This is a genomic window from Shewanella maritima (assembly GCF_043643735.1).
Classification (GTDB): domain Bacteria; phylum Pseudomonadota; class Gammaproteobacteria; order Enterobacterales; family Shewanellaceae; genus Shewanella; species Shewanella maritima_A.
In genome coordinates this window covers 235858-253562 of sequence record NZ_JBHZSM010000001.1, presented here as the reverse complement: position 1 = coordinate 253562, position 17705 = coordinate 235858, and the positions used below count along the sequence as shown (strand labels likewise).

15 protein-coding genes are annotated in these 17705 nt (G+C 41.2%); 12 read left to right on the top strand and 3 right to left on the bottom strand.

Annotation, left to right across the window (positions count from 1 at the left end; all coding sequences use genetic code 11):
• Positions 1 to 83: 83 nt before the first annotated feature.
• From ACHUGF_RS01070 to galU, 10 genes are all read left to right on the top strand, one after another.
• Complete coding sequence (locus ACHUGF_RS01070) at positions 84 to 992, top strand: glycosyltransferase (RefSeq protein ID WP_394128919.1); 909 nt, start codon at positions 84 to 86, stop codon at positions 990 to 992.
• 4 nt (positions 993 to 996) lie between these two features.
• Positions 997 to 1866: a glycosyltransferase family 2 protein gene (locus tag ACHUGF_RS01065; protein ID WP_394128918.1), complete on the top strand. Its 870-nt coding sequence runs from the start codon at positions 997 to 999 to the stop codon at positions 1864 to 1866.
• A 232-nt stretch (positions 1867 to 2098) separates the two neighbouring features.
• Positions 2099 to 3007 carry a sulfate adenylyltransferase subunit CysD gene (cysD, locus tag ACHUGF_RS01060; protein WP_394128917.1) on the top strand — a complete coding sequence of 303 codons (909 nt, stop codon included), beginning with the start codon at positions 2099 to 2101 and terminating at the stop codon, positions 3005 to 3007.
• 72 nt (positions 3008 to 3079) lie between these two features.
• Positions 3080 to 4486, top strand: a complete 1407-nt coding sequence (gene cysN, locus ACHUGF_RS01055) for a sulfate adenylyltransferase subunit CysN (protein ID WP_394128916.1) — start codon at positions 3080 to 3082, stop codon at positions 4484 to 4486.
• Between the two features lie 89 nt (positions 4487 to 4575).
• Positions 4576 to 6303, top strand: coding sequence for an SLC13 family permease (locus ACHUGF_RS01050; RefSeq protein WP_394128915.1), 1728 nt, complete (start codon positions 4576 to 4578; stop codon positions 6301 to 6303).
• Positions 6304 to 6320: 17 nt separating this feature from the next.
• Positions 6321 to 6977 carry an adenylyl-sulfate kinase gene (cysC, locus tag ACHUGF_RS01045; RefSeq protein ID WP_394128914.1) on the top strand — a complete coding sequence of 219 codons (657 nt, stop codon included), beginning with the start codon at positions 6321 to 6323 and terminating at the stop codon, positions 6975 to 6977.
• Positions 6978 to 7934 (top strand): DHHA1 domain-containing protein, encoded by a 957-nt coding sequence (locus tag ACHUGF_RS01040; RefSeq protein WP_394128913.1) that lies wholly within the window; start codon positions 6978 to 6980, stop codon positions 7932 to 7934.
• A gap of 45 nt (positions 7935 to 7979) precedes the next feature.
• Positions 7980 to 8972 (top strand): NAD-dependent epimerase, encoded by a 993-nt coding sequence (locus ACHUGF_RS01035; protein ID WP_394128912.1) that lies wholly within the window; start codon positions 7980 to 7982, stop codon positions 8970 to 8972.
• Between the two features lie 213 nt (positions 8973 to 9185).
• The gene (locus ACHUGF_RS01030) at positions 9186 to 10781 is read left to right on the top strand and encodes an MBL fold metallo-hydrolase RNA specificity domain-containing protein (RefSeq protein WP_394128911.1); all 1596 of its coding nucleotides are present in this window, start codon (positions 9186 to 9188) and stop codon (positions 10779 to 10781) included.
• Between the two features lie 153 nt (positions 10782 to 10934).
• Complete coding sequence (galU, locus tag ACHUGF_RS01025) at positions 10935 to 11819, top strand: UTP--glucose-1-phosphate uridylyltransferase GalU (protein WP_394128910.1); 885 nt, start codon at positions 10935 to 10937, stop codon at positions 11817 to 11819.
• 87 nt (positions 11820 to 11906) lie between these two features.
• Here galU and galE read toward each other — a convergent pair whose 3' ends face one another.
• Both galE and ACHUGF_RS01015 read right to left on the bottom strand, forming a co-directional pair.
• Entirely contained in the window at positions 11907 to 12932 is a 1026-nt protein-coding gene (gene galE, locus ACHUGF_RS01020; protein WP_394128909.1) for a UDP-glucose 4-epimerase GalE, read from the bottom strand.
• Positions 12933 to 13176: 244 nt separating this feature from the next.
• The gene (locus ACHUGF_RS01015; protein ID WP_394128908.1) at positions 13177 to 14880 is read right to left on the bottom strand and encodes an FAD-dependent oxidoreductase; all 1704 of its coding nucleotides are present in this window, start codon (positions 14878 to 14880) and stop codon (positions 13177 to 13179) included.
• Between the two features lie 288 nt (positions 14881 to 15168).
• Between ACHUGF_RS01015 and ACHUGF_RS01010 the strand changes: the two genes are divergently transcribed.
• A complete protein-coding gene (locus ACHUGF_RS01010; RefSeq protein ID WP_394128907.1) occupies positions 15169 to 15588 on the top strand; it encodes a YeeE/YedE family protein in 420 nt (139 codons plus the stop codon).
• On the top strand, positions 15581 to 16018 hold the full coding sequence (locus ACHUGF_RS01005) for a DUF6691 family protein (protein WP_394128906.1): 438 nt from the start codon (positions 15581 to 15583) through the stop codon (positions 16016 to 16018). The genes ACHUGF_RS01010 and ACHUGF_RS01005 overlap by 8 nt, the downstream gene beginning before the upstream one ends.
• A gap of 87 nt (positions 16019 to 16105) precedes the next feature.
• Here the strand turns inward: ACHUGF_RS01005 and ACHUGF_RS01000 are convergent, their stop codons facing one another.
• Positions 16106 to 17575, bottom strand: coding sequence for a capsule assembly Wzi family protein (locus ACHUGF_RS01000; RefSeq protein ID WP_394128905.1), 1470 nt, complete (start codon positions 17573 to 17575; stop codon positions 16106 to 16108).
• Positions 17576 to 17705 lie beyond the last annotated feature (130 nt).

Sequence of the window (17705 nt, the reverse complement as noted above, 5' to 3'; positions counted from 1 at the left end):
AACTGGGTGAATCTTAAATGGTAATAGCCTTATAATGACAAACTCATATTCATTTTCCGAATTTACTCAGTAGTGTTTAATTAATGAACAAAAAGAAAAGCAAAAATAACGGTAAGTTTGTTATTCAAACATTGCATTCTATCCCCACTACAGTTGACACTGTATGCGGTATGTCTGTCTATCGAAATGACCGTTTGCCTTGGATACAGCAAGCTGTCAAAAGTATTCTAGGACAGACAACAAAAGTGGATTTGTTTGTTATCGTTCTAGATGGATTCGTTCCAGAAGAAATATCACGATGGTTAGCTGATATCCAAAAAGATGAGAAAAGTATTGTCATAATACACTCTGTCGATAATGTTGGCTTAAGTACATGTATGAACTTCGTTATAGATTATGTTAGACCTTTTAGACCTCGTTACTTTTTTCGAATGGACTCTGATGATATTTCTGTTCTTCATCGATTTGAAAAGCAAATCAATTTACTAGATAAGCACCCAGATGTAGATGTACTTGGCAGTGCCTTGTGTGAAATCAATGAAGAAGGGGATAAGGTAGGTAGAAGAAGGTTACCTACAAAGCACACACAATTACTTAAGTCGATATCAAGACGTTGCCCTTTTAATCACCCAACAGTTGCAATTAGGTTCAGTGTTTTTGAAGATGGATATCGATACCAACCAGAAATGCTAAATACTCAGGATTATTTTTTATGGGTTACGCTTGCTGCAAATGGGTATAAATTTGCCAATGTTAAAGAACCACTACTTCATTTCAGACGAATCAATGGTTTTTATAAGCGAAGAGGTCGTGGCAAGTCATTGAATGAGTTTAAAGCGAGGTTGTCAGCTATCAAGCTATTAAAGCAACATTCGGTTAGAAACTACCTTTATGCCCTAACGGTACTTTCTCTTCGAATGATGCCTGGTTTTGTGATAAAGTTTGCCTACAAAATTGATCGATTTTTACTGAATTTAAAGAGACACCACTGACCTCATGATTGGCGCTATCATTGTCGTTTACAAACCTGAGCTGCAATTAACTGAAAGGTTGATTACACGTGTTTATTCGCAGACTGAGCATGTGGTCATTGTAGATAATAGCCCTGAACCTCATGATTTCTCGAGTATCATTGAACATTATGACTACCTTCATTTCCCAGACAACATCGGTATTGCTGGCGCCCACAATCACGGCTTAAGACTTTTGCTGTCAAAAGGATGTGAATATGGTGTTCTGCTGGACCAAGACAGTCAAATAACCAGTGACTTCGTGTTTCGACTATCAAGTCTGCTAATTGCTGCAAAAAGTTTAAAACATAATATTGTCGCTATCGGTCCAAGAATTAACTGTAGTTTCACTGATAAAGAACAAAAGTCCCTAATTCAACGTGAAGTATTTGAGTACGATGAGTTAGTCGGTGTAACCCAAATCATTGCGTCTGGCATGTTAATTGACCTTGGGTTATTAGATGAAATTGGCTTTAAAGACGAGACTCTGTTTATTGATGGTGTCGATCATGAATGGTGCTGGCGTGCAAGGTCCATGAATTTGCAAATTGCCAGAGCTAAAAAAGTGATTATGCAACACCGTTTAGGTGACTCTAGAAGCAAGTTTGCAGGGGTCACCTATAAAGTAGGTTCACCGATCCGCTTGTACTACCAATTTCGTAATATTTTATTGCTTTCAAGGCGCTCTTATGTGCCGAAGTACTGGAAAGTACGGTGTTTGTTCTTTATGCCGTTTCGTTTCTTTTTAAACAGTGTCATGCAATCGGATAGGCGCTTAAGAGCACAGTATATGCTCAGAGGTTTGTATGATGGGCTTTTAGGTAAAAAAGGCGCCTATCATATTCACTGGCATTAGTTATTTAGATTTTAGTTGAATAGTAAACTGAGAAATTAATTATATATCTAGTTTGATAGTTATTTTGGTTATAAATAGGACAGTATTTGCCTAAAAGGTGAATGCTTGTTGTCAACATAAATGATAAAGTATGCGGCAAACATACTGGATGTATGTCGGTTTACTCTAATCATCTTTCGAAGTGAATATCGCTTTGATAAATGCACATATAAATTAGGATTTTATAGACATCATGAATGAAGAAAGGTTGACCCATCTAAGAGCGCTTGAAGCCGAGTCAATACACATTATGCGTGAAGTTGCAGCTGAGTTTGATAACCCAGTTATGTTGTATTCGGTGGGTAAAGACTCTTCAGTACTATTGCATCTTGCTAGAAAAGCATTCTTTCCTGGAAAAATTCCTTTTCCATTGATGCATGTTGATACCAACTGGAAGTTTAAAGAAATGATCCAGTTCAGGGATGATATGGCCAAAAAGTATGGCTTTGACTTAATTGTTCACAAAAACCCACGTGGATTAGAGATGAACATTAGTCCATTCACTCATGGTAGTGCTAAACACACCGATATCATGAAAACTGAAGGCTTAAAGCAAGCCTTGGATCAACACGGTTTTGATGCAGCATTTGGCGGTGCGCGCCGTGATGAAGAAAAGTCTCGTGCTAAAGAACGTGTTTACTCTTTCCGCGATAGCAAGCACCGTTGGGATCCTAAAAACCAGCGCCCTGAGCTATGGAACATTTACAACAGTAAAGTGGATAAAGGCGAAAGTATTCGTGTATTCCCACTTTCAAACTGGACTGAGCTCGATATTTGGCAATATATCTATCTTGAAGGTATTGAAATCCCGTCATTGTATTTTGCTAAAGAACGCCCTGTTGTAGAGCGTGATGGCACGTTAATTATGGTAGATGACGAACGTATGGAGCTTGAACCTGGTGAGCAAGTTCAAAATAAGATGGTGCGCTTCAGAACGCTTGGTTGCTATCCATTAACCGGTGCGGTTGATTCAGTAGCACAAACGTTACCTGAAATTATCCAAGAAATGTTGTTATGTACAACATCTGAGCGACAAGGGCGTGTGATTGATAACGACTCCGCTGGCTCGATGGAGAAGAAAAAGATGGAAGGCTATTTCTAATAGTTGACTTTCTAACATCATTTTCTGCACCTAATGGGTGTGAGCTAAGTTTATATTTTAAGGATTAGATAGATGTCTAATAGTACGTCTCTTATTGCTTCAGATATCGAAGCGTATTTAAAAGTACATGAAAACAAAGATATGCTACGCATTTTGACTTGCGGTAGCGTAGACGATGGTAAGTCAACTCTGATTGGTCGTCTGTTATTTGATAGTAAAATGATTTTTGAAGATCAAATGGCGGCCATTGAAAAAGACTCTAAGCGTTTTAATACGACTGATGAATCATTCGATTTATCTTTGTTGGTTGATGGTTTGCAATCTGAACGTGAGCAAGGTATTACCATTGACGTGGCATATCGTTACTTTGCAACTGAGCAGCGTAAATTTATTATTGCTGACACCCCAGGTCATGAACAATACACTCGTAACATGGCAACAGGTGCTTCAACGGCTGACTTAGCTATCATTTTGATTGATGCTCGTCATGGTGTTCAGGTCCAAACCCGTCGTCACAGCTTTATTTGCTCTCAGTTAGGTATTAAGCATGTCATTATTGCCATTAATAAAATGGATGCTGTTGATTACGAACAAAGTGTTTACCAAAACATCAAAAAAGAATACCGCGAATTTGCTGAAGAATTATCATTTGATGATGTCCGCTTTGTGCCAATTTCAGCATTAAAAGGTGACAATGTAGTGAACGAGAGTGCCAATATGCCTTGGTACCCAGGTTCAACCATGATGAAGCTGCTGAATACTGTGTCGGTTACTCGTGATAAGTCGAATAACTTCCGAATGCAAGTGCAGTATGTGAATCGTCCTAACCTAGACTTCCGCGGATTTTGCGGTACTGTTGCATCTGGTGATATTCGTGTCGGTGATACTATTCGCACGTTACCTTCGGGTAAAGAAAGTAAAGTTAAGTCCATTGTGACCTTTGATGGTGAGTTAGAAAAAGCCCATGAAGGGATGGCTGTCACGCTCACGTTAGAAGATGAAATTGATATTAGCCGTGGTGACATGCTTGTACGTCCGCATCAGCTACCTTTCTCAAGCAATAGCTTTGATGCCGATGTTGTTTGGATGACAGAAGAGGCATTACAAGTAGATCGTGAATATGCGATTAAAGTGGGCAGCAAATCTGTCTATGGCTATGTAGAGAACGTCAATCACCGCGTTGATGTGAATACACTGCAGGTTTCTGATGCTTCCCAATTAGAATTGAACGAGATGGGGAGTTGTCGCTTTGCTGTCAATGAGTCTATCCAATTTGATGCATATGAAACTAACCGTGCCACAGGTGCTTTTGTTGTGATTGATCGCTTGACCAATGTGACTGTCGGTGCAGGTATGATACGCAAAGCATTAGATGGCAAAGAAACTAAAGATGTCACTGAGTATTCTGAATTTGAAATTGAGTTTAATGCCTTAGTGAGAAAGCATTTCCCACATTGGGGAGCAAAAGTAATTAGTTAACGCTCAGGTGACTTATTACTTGTAAATGAAGGCTGCGTCGCATTGCACTGCGTGCAGCCTTTTTTATCCGCAACCAATTAATTGAATTTATGACAATCGAAGCCATAACAACCATAATAATTTTTATTGCAACCATTGCTGGACTACTTAAGTTTCAGAATCGTCCTGCAGCAGTTTTTGGTGTAACATTATTGTCCTTAGTCGGCTTGGGGTTAGTGTCAAGGGAGCAATTACTCTCGAGTATTGCAAACCCTGGTTTGGTGACATTAATTTTATTGATAGTGTGCTCTTTCGCTTTGGAAAAAACCCGCCTTTTAAGGGTGGTTGCCTCGAAAGTGATTGTAAAAAGCTACAAATCCACGTTTGCCCGCCTATTTACTATTACAGCAGCGTGTTCTGCGCTGTTGAATAATACGGCAGTAGTGGCGACCTTATTATCGCCAATACGAAATAATCCTCATCATTATGCTAGTAAGCTTTTGTTACCTTTATCGTATGCCGCTATTTTAGGGGGCACATTGACATTAATTGGTACCTCAACCAATTTAATTGTTAATAGCCTTTTTATTGATGCTTCAGGGCATTCCTTATCATTCTTCTCTTTTACCTCAATTGGTATCATGTTAGTCATAGGCTGTGGTTTAACATTGGCTATTTGTGCGCGCTTTTTACCGGAAAATGAGCAAGAGACCGATGGTAGCGAAGGCTATTTTATTGATGCAAAAATCACTGAAAACTCTGAGCTGATTGGTAAAACAGTTGAGAGCAATGGCTTACGTCATCTTGAGTCGCTTTTCCTTGTTGAAGTGGTAAGAGAAGGGCGCTTAATTACCCCTGTTTATCCGAATGAAATCTTACAACAAGATGATAGGTTAATTTTTAGCGGTGATATTACTAAGCTTGCACAGCTGAAACAATTTTCAGGGCTTGAAACATTTGCGCATCAGAACTCGCTAGAGGATTCAAATCTCACCGAGGTCGTCGTACGTCAGGAAAGCATTTTAGTTAGGCGTACATTAAAGCAATTGGGTTTTCGTGCATTATTTGATGCTGCTGTGGTCGCTATTCGGCGTGATGGTGAAGAGGTTTCAGGCAAGTTGGGCGATGTTAAAATTAGAGCGGGTGATTTTTTAGTATTAGCTGTGGGTGATGACTTTAAAAGCCGCCGAAACCTCAGCAAAAACTTCATCGTTTTATCAGGTGTTGAAACCGAAACACGTCTGAGCGGTTGGCGGGCAGGTTTATCCATCCTAGGCTTTTTAAGTACTGTGTTATTTGCAGCATTTGGCATCATTGACCTTATGCAAGGTCTGGTGCTTTTGCTTGGCGCACTCGTATTTTCGCAGTCGCTAAATGTCAACGAAATTATCCGCAGACTACCTATCGATATATGGCTAGTGGTTGCCTCAGCTATTTTATTATCTCATGCACTGGTTAATGCTGGTGTCGTGGAGTCTATTGGCCATCTTGTTAATACAAGCCTTGATGCGCAGCATTTATACCTCGCCCTTATTATTGTTTACCTTTTAACTTGGTTAATGACCGAGCTCGTGACTAATAATGCTGCGGCAGCATTGATGTTCCCCATTGCATACAGTTTAGGCTTAGGCTTTGGTGTAGATGTGATGCCGTTTGTGATGACTGTTGCATTTGCCGCTAGTGGAAGTTTTGTTAGCCCTTACGGTTATCAAACTAACTTAATGGTATATAACGCGGGCAAATATAGATTTAATGACTTTATCAAAATAGGACTGCCAGTGAGCTTAATTTATGGTTTGATTGTCATTGTCAGTGTTCCTTATTTTTTCCCTTTTTAATGTTTTAAGGATTTAACATGTCTGAACTTCCTTATAAAGAAGTTGAAGTGGCTGGAGATAAATCTTCAGATGTGGTTTGGCATCAAGCGAGCGTTAGTCATGAGCAACGTGTTGAGCTTAACGGGCATAAACCAGCAGTATTGTGGTTTACAGGTTTAAGTGGTTCAGGTAAGTCAACTGTAGCCAATGCGGTAGATAGAATGCTTCATGACCTAGGCTGCAAAACTTATGTGCTTGATGGTGACAACATAAGGCATGGTTTGAATGGTGACTTATCTTTTTCAGATAAGGACAGAATAGAAAATATTCGTCGTATTGGAGAAGTTTCAAAGCTATTTGTCGATGCTGGCTTACTTGTTTCTACTGCATTTATTTCTCCCTTTACTCAAGATAGGGAGATGGTTCGCCAACAATTAAAGCAAGGCGAATTTATTGAGGTGTTTATAGATACCCCAATTGCCGTTTGCGAGCAGCGTGACCCTAAGGGTTTATACAAGAAAGCCCGAGCCGGTGAAATTAAAAACTTTACGGGGATCGACTCTGCATATGAGCTGCCAGAAAACCCTGAAATTCATGTGAAAACCGCTGAGATTTCAATTAAAGACTGTGCTGAACAGGTGGTTAATTTTCTAGTTGATAATGGCTACGTTCAAAGTGGTACAAGGAATAGTTAAATGAATTACGATGTATTTAATGGTGATGCAGATGGCATTATTTCATTGATCCAACTTAGACTGGCTAAGCCACTCGAGTCAACACTGGTAACGGGTGTTAAAAGGGATATTAATCTTCTTGGTAAAATAGATGCCAAAGCAGGCGATAGTTTCACAGTGCTGGACATATCAATGGAGAAAAATGCTACCGCATTAAATACCATTTTAGCTAACGAATGCAGCGTGTTTTATGCCGACCATCATCGTTCAGGTGACATTCCTACCTCTTCTAAACTCGATGCACATATTGATTTAGACCCAAATACCTGTACAGCACTCATTGTTGATGCATTGCTTGAGGGACAGTTCCACGACTGGGCTATTACGGCAGCATATGGTGATAACTTGATTGCAAAAGCTGATGAATTAGCTGATAAAGCTGGTTATGATGCACTGCAAAAAGCGCAATTAAAAGAGCTAGGCACCTTAGTTAATTATAATGGTTATGGGGCCAGTGAAGCTGATTTGCATATTCCCCCTGCTGAACTGTTTCAACAGTTATTAAAATATCGCTCTCCATTTGAAGTATTTGACGATAAAAGTTCGCCTTTTTATCAATTGCAGTCCGCTTATCAAACTGACATAGCTTTAGCTGAAGCAGCCCAAGCATCATACAGTGGTAAATCTTTAACCATTATCACACTGCCTAACGAAGCTTGGTCAAAACGTGTTAGTGGGGTTTTCGGCAACCAACTTGCTAACCAAACACCTAATAAAGCCCATGCGGTTTTAACCGAAAACCTTGACGGTAGCTTTTTAGTGTCTCTGAGAGCGCCATTAAATAATAAGCAAGGTGCAGGTGATATTTGTAGCCAGTTTGACACTGGTGGTGGACGAGCTGCTGCGGCTGGCATCAATGTGCTAAAGCAAAGTGAATTACAGCGATTTATTGAAGTAACAGAGTCATTTTATCAATAATCAGAATAAGTTAAACGCCAACAAAGCTGGCTTGTAAGGAAATAAATGAAGGTTTTAGTCACCGGCGCAGCAGGTTTTATTGGTGCACATCTCGTAAAGCGATTAATTAAACAAGGTCATCAAGTTGTCGGAATCGATAACTTGAATGATTACTATGATGTTAATTTAAAGTTGGCTCGATTAGATTGGATTGGCAGTTCATCCGCGTTTGAGTTCATTAGAATGGACATTGAGGATGCAGCATCAATGAATGCTATTTTTGCCGAGCATCAATTTAATCAGGTTGTGCACTTAGCAGCCCAAGCTGGTGTGCGATATTCATTAGAAAACCCTAGCTCTTACATGAAGAGTAATATGATGGGATTTTACTCAATATTAGAAGCATGTAGGCAATATAATATTACGCACCTTGTATACGCATCATCTAGCTCAGTCTATGGCCTTAATAAGAAAGTACCGTTTAGTGTCGATGATAATGTTGACCACCCAGTCTCACTATATGCAGCAACAAAAAAATCTAATGAGCTAATGGCGCACAGTTATTCGCACTTATACAACATTCCCACCACTGGTTTACGTTTTTTCACCGTTTACGGCCCTTGGGGCAGACCTGATATGGCACTGTTTAAGTTTACAAAGGCCATTCTAGCCGGCGAAAGTATCGACATATACAATCACGGTAATTTGAGCCGGGATTTCACTTATATCGATGATATAGTTGATGGCCTTATGGCAGTGATGGCTAGCCCTCCGAACTTAAATGTTGCCGAAGACGATATTGGCAATATTGGCTCAGCGCCTTATCGAATACACAATATTGGTGCTGGAAAACCTGTGAAGCTGCTTGATTTTGTAGAACAACTCGAAACAGCTTTGGGTAAAAAAGCGATACGAAATTCCTTACCGATGCAAAAAGGCGATTTGCTCACAACCTGGGCGGATACAAGCCAGTTTAGCGAGTGTTATGGGCACAGTTCAGAGACATCTTTAGAGGGTGGTGTTGAGCAATTCGTTTCTTGGTATCGTGATTACTATTAGCCTCGCATAACATTCCTGCTCAAGAGTGTTGTGGGAACGATATCTAATTTGTCATCCTCGAGGTACAGCTACCCTGTGTCTCACGAATTGCATTTAATAGAGTGGGCTGGCTTTTTTGCACTGTTTACCTCGGAAAGATACTCCATGCCAAGAACTCCGTTGTGTCCTCTTTTTATGCTATGTTGTGACTATCTGAAATGAAAAAGGATTTTTATGCAGATTTTACATCATGGTGCCGTTAATGGTGTGACGGGGTCATGCCATCAACTATTGCTAAATGCAGGTGAAGATTCGAGCAACCAATCACATAAAACTACTCATGGGCATCGTCATATGGGGGCTCCCACGAGCTATTTAGTTGATTGTGGCTTGTTTCAAGGTGCTGAAACTGCCGGGAAGTCTTCTGCTGAACAACTCGCGATTGATTTTGATATTTCTACTGTTCAAGCGTTGATTGTCACCCATTGCCATATTGATCATGTTGGCCGAATTCCCTACCTATTGGCTGCAGGCTTTGATAAACCTATTTTTGCAACCACTGCGACAGCTTCGTTACTCCCTTTAGTGATTGAAGATGCTATTAAAGTGGGCGTTACTCGTGATAAAAAACTCATTAATGCCTATTTAAATCGTTTACAGCAACTGCTAGTGCCACTTGTTTATAATCAATGGCAAGCGTTAACTGTTAATACTGCAGTGAATAGTCAATCAGGTGCTGTTTTGCACAGGCGTGTTGACATTGACAAATCATCTGTAGAAACACCCAGTCAAGTTAATATCACTGAAGCTAGGTTTAAATTCAAACCAGCAGGGCACATTCTTGGTTCTGCGTATGTTGAAATTGATTTAATTGGTCAGTCGAAAACGGCAGTGGGTTATCAGCCCTATAAGCATCGCGTGGTGTTTTCTGGTGATTTAGGGGCGACTTATACGCCTTTGCTTGCTTGCCCTAAAGCGCCGTATCGGGCAGATACCCTAGTCATTGAATCTACCTATGGCGATAAAAATCATATGGGGCGAAAACAACGCACTCAAACATTAAAACGGGTGATAGAAACCGCGGTAAGTGATAATGGCGTTGTATTGATCCCTGCTTTCAGTATCGGCCGAACTCAAGAGCTACTGTATGAATTAGAACAAATCATTTATCAGAATCAAACAGACCCTGTATGGGAGAGTATTGATGTTATTGTCGACTCGCCAATGGCAGCAAGTTTTACTGATAAGTATTGTGAGTTTGTGCTGCTGTGGGATAAGGAGGCTAATACAAGGGTTAAACAGGGAAGGCATCCGCTAGACTTTTCACAGTTGGTAACCATCGATACCCATTCCCAACATTTGCGCCTAGTCAATTACCTTGCTCATCGAGATAAACCCGCCATTGTAATTGCTGCATCAGGTATGTGCTCCGGTGGTAGAATTGTTAATTATCTTAAGGCATTACTGACTGACTCAAAAGCTGATGTATTGTTTGTAGGGTATCAAGCACAAGGTACCCTAGGAAGAAATATTCAGCAATATGGGCCCAAAGGTGGTTATGTTTTTATAGAAGAGCAGCGCATTGATATCAAAGCAGGTATTCATACTATTAGTGGTTATTCAGCACATGCAGATCAAACAAATTTAATCAATTTTGTAAAACGCATGCGGCATAAACCAGTGCATATTCGTATTGTTCACGGTGATGATAAGGCTAAGCTTGCACTCGCCGACTGCTATCAACAACTTTTACCTGAATGTGAAGTACAAATAGGTACTGACCAGTTTGATGAGAAAGATACTGAAAAAAATAAGCTTATATTGTTTTGATTTAGAAAGTGAGGAAATCATTCTTTCAGTGACAATTTTTCACTTATTTCATAAAAAACAAAGCAAATCATGATTATTTTAATCATCTTGCGTATTATTCAGAGTTAATAGAACGAATTGTAAATTTTAAAAAAATTAAAGGATGCGCGCATTATGAAAGTTGTTATTCCCGTTGCAGGATTAGGTACTCGTATGTTACCGGCTACCAAAGCTATTCCAAAAGAGATGCTACCGATAGTGGATAAGCCTTTAATCCAGTATATCGTTAATGAATGTGTTGCTGCTGGAGTAAAACAAATCGTGTTAGTGACTCACGCCAGTAAAAATGCCATTGAGAATCACTTTGATAAATCCTTTGAGCTTGAATCAATTTTAGAAAAACGTGTGAAACGTCAACTTTTAGAAGAGGTTCAATCCATTTGTCCTCCTGATGTCACCATTATTCATGTGCGTCAAGGAGAAGCAAAAGGCTTAGGGCATGCTGTTTTATGTGCTAAACCTTGTATTGGAGACAATCCATTCGCAGTAGTGTTACCTGATGTCGTTTTGGATGATTATACTGCTAATCAAAAACGGTTTAACTTAGCAGCGATGATCAAACGTTATCATGAGACCCAATCTAGTCAGATTATGGTTGCTCCCGTTCCGGAGCAAGAAGTCAACAAATACGGTATTGCTGACTGTGGCGGAAAAGCTATTTCATCTGGAGAATCTGCTGTGGTTGCTTCTATGGTTGAGAAGCCTGCAATTGAGGATGCGCCATCTAATCTAGCCGTTGTTGGCCGTTATGTTTTGTCTGAAAAAATTTGGCCATTGCTAGCAAAAACGCCAGTGGGAGCTGGAGACGAAGTTCAATTAACGGATGCAATTGATATGTTGATTGAGCAAGATACGGTGGAAGCTTTTGCGATGTCAGGTAAGTCACATGATTGTGGTGATAAGCTTGGTTATATTAATGCTTTTGTTGAGTATGGTTTGCGAGATCCTAAATTAGGCGAGCAGTTTAAAAAGCACTTACAGAAGTTAATCGCGGAGTAAATTTATTTAGATTAAGTCATTTTGATTGTTTATACCTGTTGGTCTATTAACCCTCGGCTTCAAACCCGAGGGTTAATAATTAAGGTGCTATTTGCTGTAGCCATCAGGGTTATTTGATTGCCATCGCCAAGTATCTTGCATCATGGCATTGATGTCTCTTTTCGCTTGCCATTTTAGTACTTGTTTAGCTTTATCAGCATTAGCCCAAAAAGCAGGTAAATCACCCTCTCGCCTATTGGCTACTTCATAAGGAACAGGTTTGCCTGTTTCGGTTTCAAATGCACGGATGATGTTGAGCACTGAGGTGCCAGTGCCCGTACCTAAATTAAATACCGCAACTTCATCAAGTGTTGTTTGCTGTTTCAACCAATTTAGTGCAGCAACATGACCTTCAGCTAAATCCATCACATGCAGGTAATCGCGTAAACAAGTGCCATCAGGTGTTGGATAGTCATCGCCAAATACCGTGAGCTTTTCTCGCTTCCCCACCGCAACTTGTGCAACAAACGGCAATAGGTTGTTGGGAATACCTGATGGATCTTCACCAATTTCACCACTTGGGTGCGCGCCAATCGGGTTGAAGTAGCGTAGCGATATTGCTTTAAAATCAACATTCGCTTTGTTGTTATCTTCTAATACGCGCTCAACGATCATCTTCGTGGTGCCGTATGGGCTAGATGGGGTGCCAAGCGGCATGGTTTCAATATATGGGTAGGGGTTCTGTTCACCATATACTGTAGCTGAAGAGCTAAAAATGAACTGGTTGACCTGATGCTTAGCCATACAGGAAAGTAAATTGATTGAGCCAGATACATTGTTATGGTGATATTTTAACGGTTGCAGGGCTGACTCGCCGACCGCTTTTAAAGCGGCAAAATGAATGACGCAGTCCACTTTATGTTTTGTGAATACATTTTCTAAATGCTGCTTGTTACAGACATCACCTTCGATAAAGGTCACAGATTGCTGAGTGAGCTGCTCAACACGCTTTATGGCTTCAACACTTGAGTTGCACAAGTTATCGAGCACTATTACGTGATAACCTTCGTTAAGCAGGCATAGAACAGTGTGGGAGCCAATATAGCCAGCTCCACCAGTAACTAACACATTCATTGTATGAGAAATTCCTTCCAAATTGAAGGGTTAGTATAGTGTTTGAATCGCTTTACGCAATGGTTTTTTATATTGTGAAACAAGGCGAGTACTAAACGGGTTAATGTGGCGTTTACTACTTGCAAATATCAATGTGTGGCCAATTTAAATTGATCACTACACGGGACTTAAATATTATTTTCCTGAATCAAAAAAAGGAGCACATTACGTACTTTAAAGATAAAAGGGCAGAGTTTGGTTTACCCTAAGCGGTGGCGAACTTGTAAGTTCGATATCCACCAATCAGGTTACGGGCTTTGAAGCCGTTATTGACTAACTGACGATATGCTACGTTACCGCGTAACCCAACTTGACAGTAGATAACGATCTCCTTGTCTTTTGGAAGTTCATCCATACGGTGGCGTAATTGGTCAACAGGAATGTTGATCGCATCCTTGATAAAGCCAACGTTTTCAAGCTCGCCTGGGTTACGTACATCAAGCAGGACTTGCTCGCCAGTGAGAGAGTCCATTTCATCAAAATGAATCGGAGTTGAGTCGCCCTTGATGATGTTGTTTGCTACAAAAGCTGCTTGGTTGATCACATCCTTGGCACTACCATATGGCGGCGCGTAAGTGAGTTCTAAATGTTGAAGCTGCTCAACCGTCATACCCGCTCTTTGGGCAACTGCCATCACATCAATTCTTTTGTCGATACCATCTTTACCCACCGCTTGCGCACCAAAGATCCTGCCTGTTTTTGCATCGAACAACATCTTGAACGATACAATCTCAGCGCCTGGGTAGTAGCTAGCGTGGCTGGCGGTATGCACATAGACTTTTTCATAGTCGACGCCTTCTCGTTTCAACTGTTTTTCGCTCTTCCCTGTTGAGGCAACGGCTAGGTCAAAAATCTTGCAGATAGCAGTGCCTTGTGTACCTTGATAGGTTTCATTGCGTCCGAGCATATTGTCGGCAGCCATACGACCTTGTCGGTTAGCAGGCCCAGCAAGTGGAACCAGAGTTTGTGCACCTGTGACAAAGTCTTTTTCTTCGACCGCATCACCCACAGCGTAGATGCTAGGATCGCTAGTTTGCATCATTTCATTGGTGTGAATACCACCTAGTTCACCAATTTGAAGTCCTGCCTCTTTTGCCAATTTAATCTCAGGGCGCACTCCGATAGCCATAATCAAAATGTCGGTAGTTAACGACTCACCATTGTCGAGAATAAGATTTAACTCACCTTCAATATGCTGGTGCTCGGTATCTTCACCAGAGCCAATGCTAGCAATATGGTCGTTCGGGACGTACTCTACTGCTTGAAGCGCAACACCTAGTTTAAGATCAATATCTTTCTCGCGAATTTCAGCGTGAGCAAAGCCCGCCATTTCACGGTCGACAGGTGTCATAACCTGATCCGCCATTTCAATCAGCGTGGTTTTAATTCCCAACTGGTGGAAGGCTTCCATCATTTCTAGACCGATGAATCCGCCGCCCACAACCGTTGCGTGTTCTGGTTTGTTCATCTGGATGGTTTGAATAATACGATCCATATCAGGAATGTTACGTAATGAATGAGTGAGTGGATTTTGGATCCCTGATATTGGGGGAATGATAGGCGCGGCGCCTGGGCTTAATAACAGAAAGTCATAGCTCTCTTGATATTCAGTGCCATCTTGCCAGTTTCTAACCGTGACGAGTTTCTCATGACGATTAATACTGATTATCTCATTGTTAACTCTCACATCCACGTTAAAGCGTGCTAAAAAGCTTTGAGGTGTTTGAAGTAATAGCTTACTTCGCTCTTTTATGTCTCCACCAATGTGGTAGGGCAAACCACAGTTGGCAAAGGAGACATATTCACCTCGTTCAAACATGATGATTTCGGTTGACTCACTGAGCCGTCTTGCTCTTGCCGCAGCAGAAGCGCCCCCAGCAACACCACCAATAATTACTATTTTTGTCATGTATTTCTCCAAGGTTCACTTCAACGGCAAGGGTACATTCAGTGCCATTAGTACATCGAGTTCATCAATGCGCCGAGTATCAATTTGCTCATCATTATTAATTAGATTTTTCTAATGCGCAATGGGTAGATGCAATCTTTCACAATTAGATTTGACTAATGTTAGTTGAGTCGTATACTGCAGGTAAAATTGAACTTAAACAATGGTTTACTTGTCATATTGGTTGTGTTTTATGGTGTTATGTAAATATTTGGTAACAGTGTTGTGTTACTTGTTGGAGGGTGACTAATGACTGAGTTTACACCATGGAGTAGCTTGATTGGTGGCATGCTACTCGGATTATCTGTCACTTTATTGATGCTATTGAGCGGCAAAACGGCTGGAATAAGTGGGATTTTGGGAAGCATGTTTCAGGCAAAGTCTGATGAGTGGGGCTGGCGGTTGGCGTTTATTGTTGCGATGGCAGCCAGCTTCCTATTTGAGCCCGTTTGGGGATTTGAGTCTGTGACTATACCTGATTATTCTCTTATTTGGATAGTCATGGGGGGCCTAGCCGTTGGGATTGGTACGCAATTAGCCAATGGTTGCACCAGTGGACATGGTATTTGTGGTATTGGGCGTTTATCTACCCGGTCAATAATTGCAACATGCGTCTTTATGGCTAGTGCTGCCACGGTTGTTTGGTTATGTGGTGAGCGTTATGTTTAAGATAATAGTTGGTGCATTAACGGGCTTGTTATTTGGTTTAGGCATGAATATTTCGCACATGGTTGAACCTCAGAAAGTGCTTAATTTTTTGGATGTTACCAGAAACTGGGATCCGAGCTTAGCCTTTGTGATGGGAGGGGCATTGTTGGTGTTTTTACCGTGTTACCACCTATTAATAAAACCAAGATCCCATGCCATAAACGGCGAACGGTTACCTGAAGTCGTGCAAGCTAAGCTGACACCTAAGTTAATATTGGGTTCAATGATTTTCGGAATTGGTTGGGGGATGGTGGGCATTTGCCCTGGGCCGGCAGTGGCAAGTCTATTACGTGGCGATGTCGCGATTTATTGGTTCTTGTTGAGTATGCTGCTAGGGCATTATGGTTCGCAGCACATCAGTCAATATGTTCGCTCACGTCGAAATAAGTAAACGGCATTAGAGTTTGTTGCTTCTTCTGCAGCAAATAAAAGGCCACCTGTAACGGGTGGCCTAAATTTACTTTTGCTTACGCTGGGGCTAGAAATCTTTTTCCCAGCCAGCATAAAATGTCACGTCCCAATCGCTGCTGGTATCTTCTTTCGGGAATTCGCTATAGCCAATAGTGCCACCGAGTTTTAATTCGCCGTCCATCAATGGTCGATGATAACTGGTGTCAAACTGGTATAAACGTTCATAGCGTCCAGGTGATACAGTGTTACCCCCCTCTATATCATTCTTATCAACACCATCAAAATTGAGCTTAGCCAAGCGTAACTTGTTAGTGACACTTTGGCCTTTTGATAATTGGGTAATACCGCCAAATACTAATACTCGAGAGTCATTATCATAAGTGCTACCTAGGCTACGGTTGTAATAACGATAACCTGATTTGTAAAAGCCGTGCTCATACATACAGTTGTAGACGTCAGATTCAATACCACAAGATGCGGCAGTGTCTGAGTATTCAGCAAAAAAGCGGGTATTTAAATCGGCGAGGTAAATATCGATGCCACCTAAGTTTGAAGCATTAATTAAACGGTTTTTACCTTTATGAAAGTCTTCATGAATACGTTCATAATAAATACCGTAAGGCACGCCCCATGCCGTATCTGACCATCTAAAGTCATAACCGGCGAGCATGTTTTCTTGGCCATTATTCACATCACCTTCACTGACACCACCATTAGTTAAGCCATCCCACCAATCAGATAAGCTATTACCATAGCCTTCGCCGCCCCACTGCATTGTCCAAGAAAAGCCAACTTCGAGTTGGGTGACTGGTCTCAGTGTCCCACGTGCGCCCCAGTGTTTGGTTTCTGGCACATAGCGGTCGGTTTCCATCTGACTAAAGCTGGTGGTAAATGTCCAAGGACCGATCCAGCTTAACCAAGGTGTTTCAAACGCATTACTGTCGTGACGAGATAAAGTGACGCCAGGTAATGGGCGTGCATTGGTGGTTTGAATAAGCCCTGAATCCCAGCTAGGGCCCCAGTATTTTTGAACCGCACCGCCAGTAATAATCCAGTTACCCAATTTGACTGCGGCGAAGCTGTTGTCGAGTCGAGATTCATTACCGTCGAGAGCATCATAATGGTATGCGGCAGAGAGGCGGCCACTGAACCAACTTTGGGTTATTTCAGCGTTGACAGAGACGGATGCCTTATCACGGTAATCCTGACCAAAGCCAATAAAACGTGTTTGGTCGGTGGCACCATTAAGTGCACCACTAAAAGAGACGGATTGATGATCTTGGTTATAAGCTCGCATCACGCGGTGGTAAGCATCTTTTTGACTGACTGTCATCTGTGCATTTGCGGCATTGTCTAAATCTTTTTTGATCCCCGACCACATTAATGGGTAAGTAGTGACAGGTTGAATAATTATTCCAGTATCTGCTAATAATTGGATATCTGCACGCAGAGACAAGTCCGTTGGCTCTACCCACCAAGCAGCTTGCGCTGAAAAGCTAGTAAGTAGTAGGGCCCCTAATATAAATCTTGATTTCATTGAAATATTTCCAAGTCCAGTTGGTTTTAGTCCAGTTGGTCATTGATGATAGGTAATCAGCTCAGATCATATCAGAATTATATGTAACGAATGATTAAATTATTTAAGTTGGCCTCAAGTAAATATAATT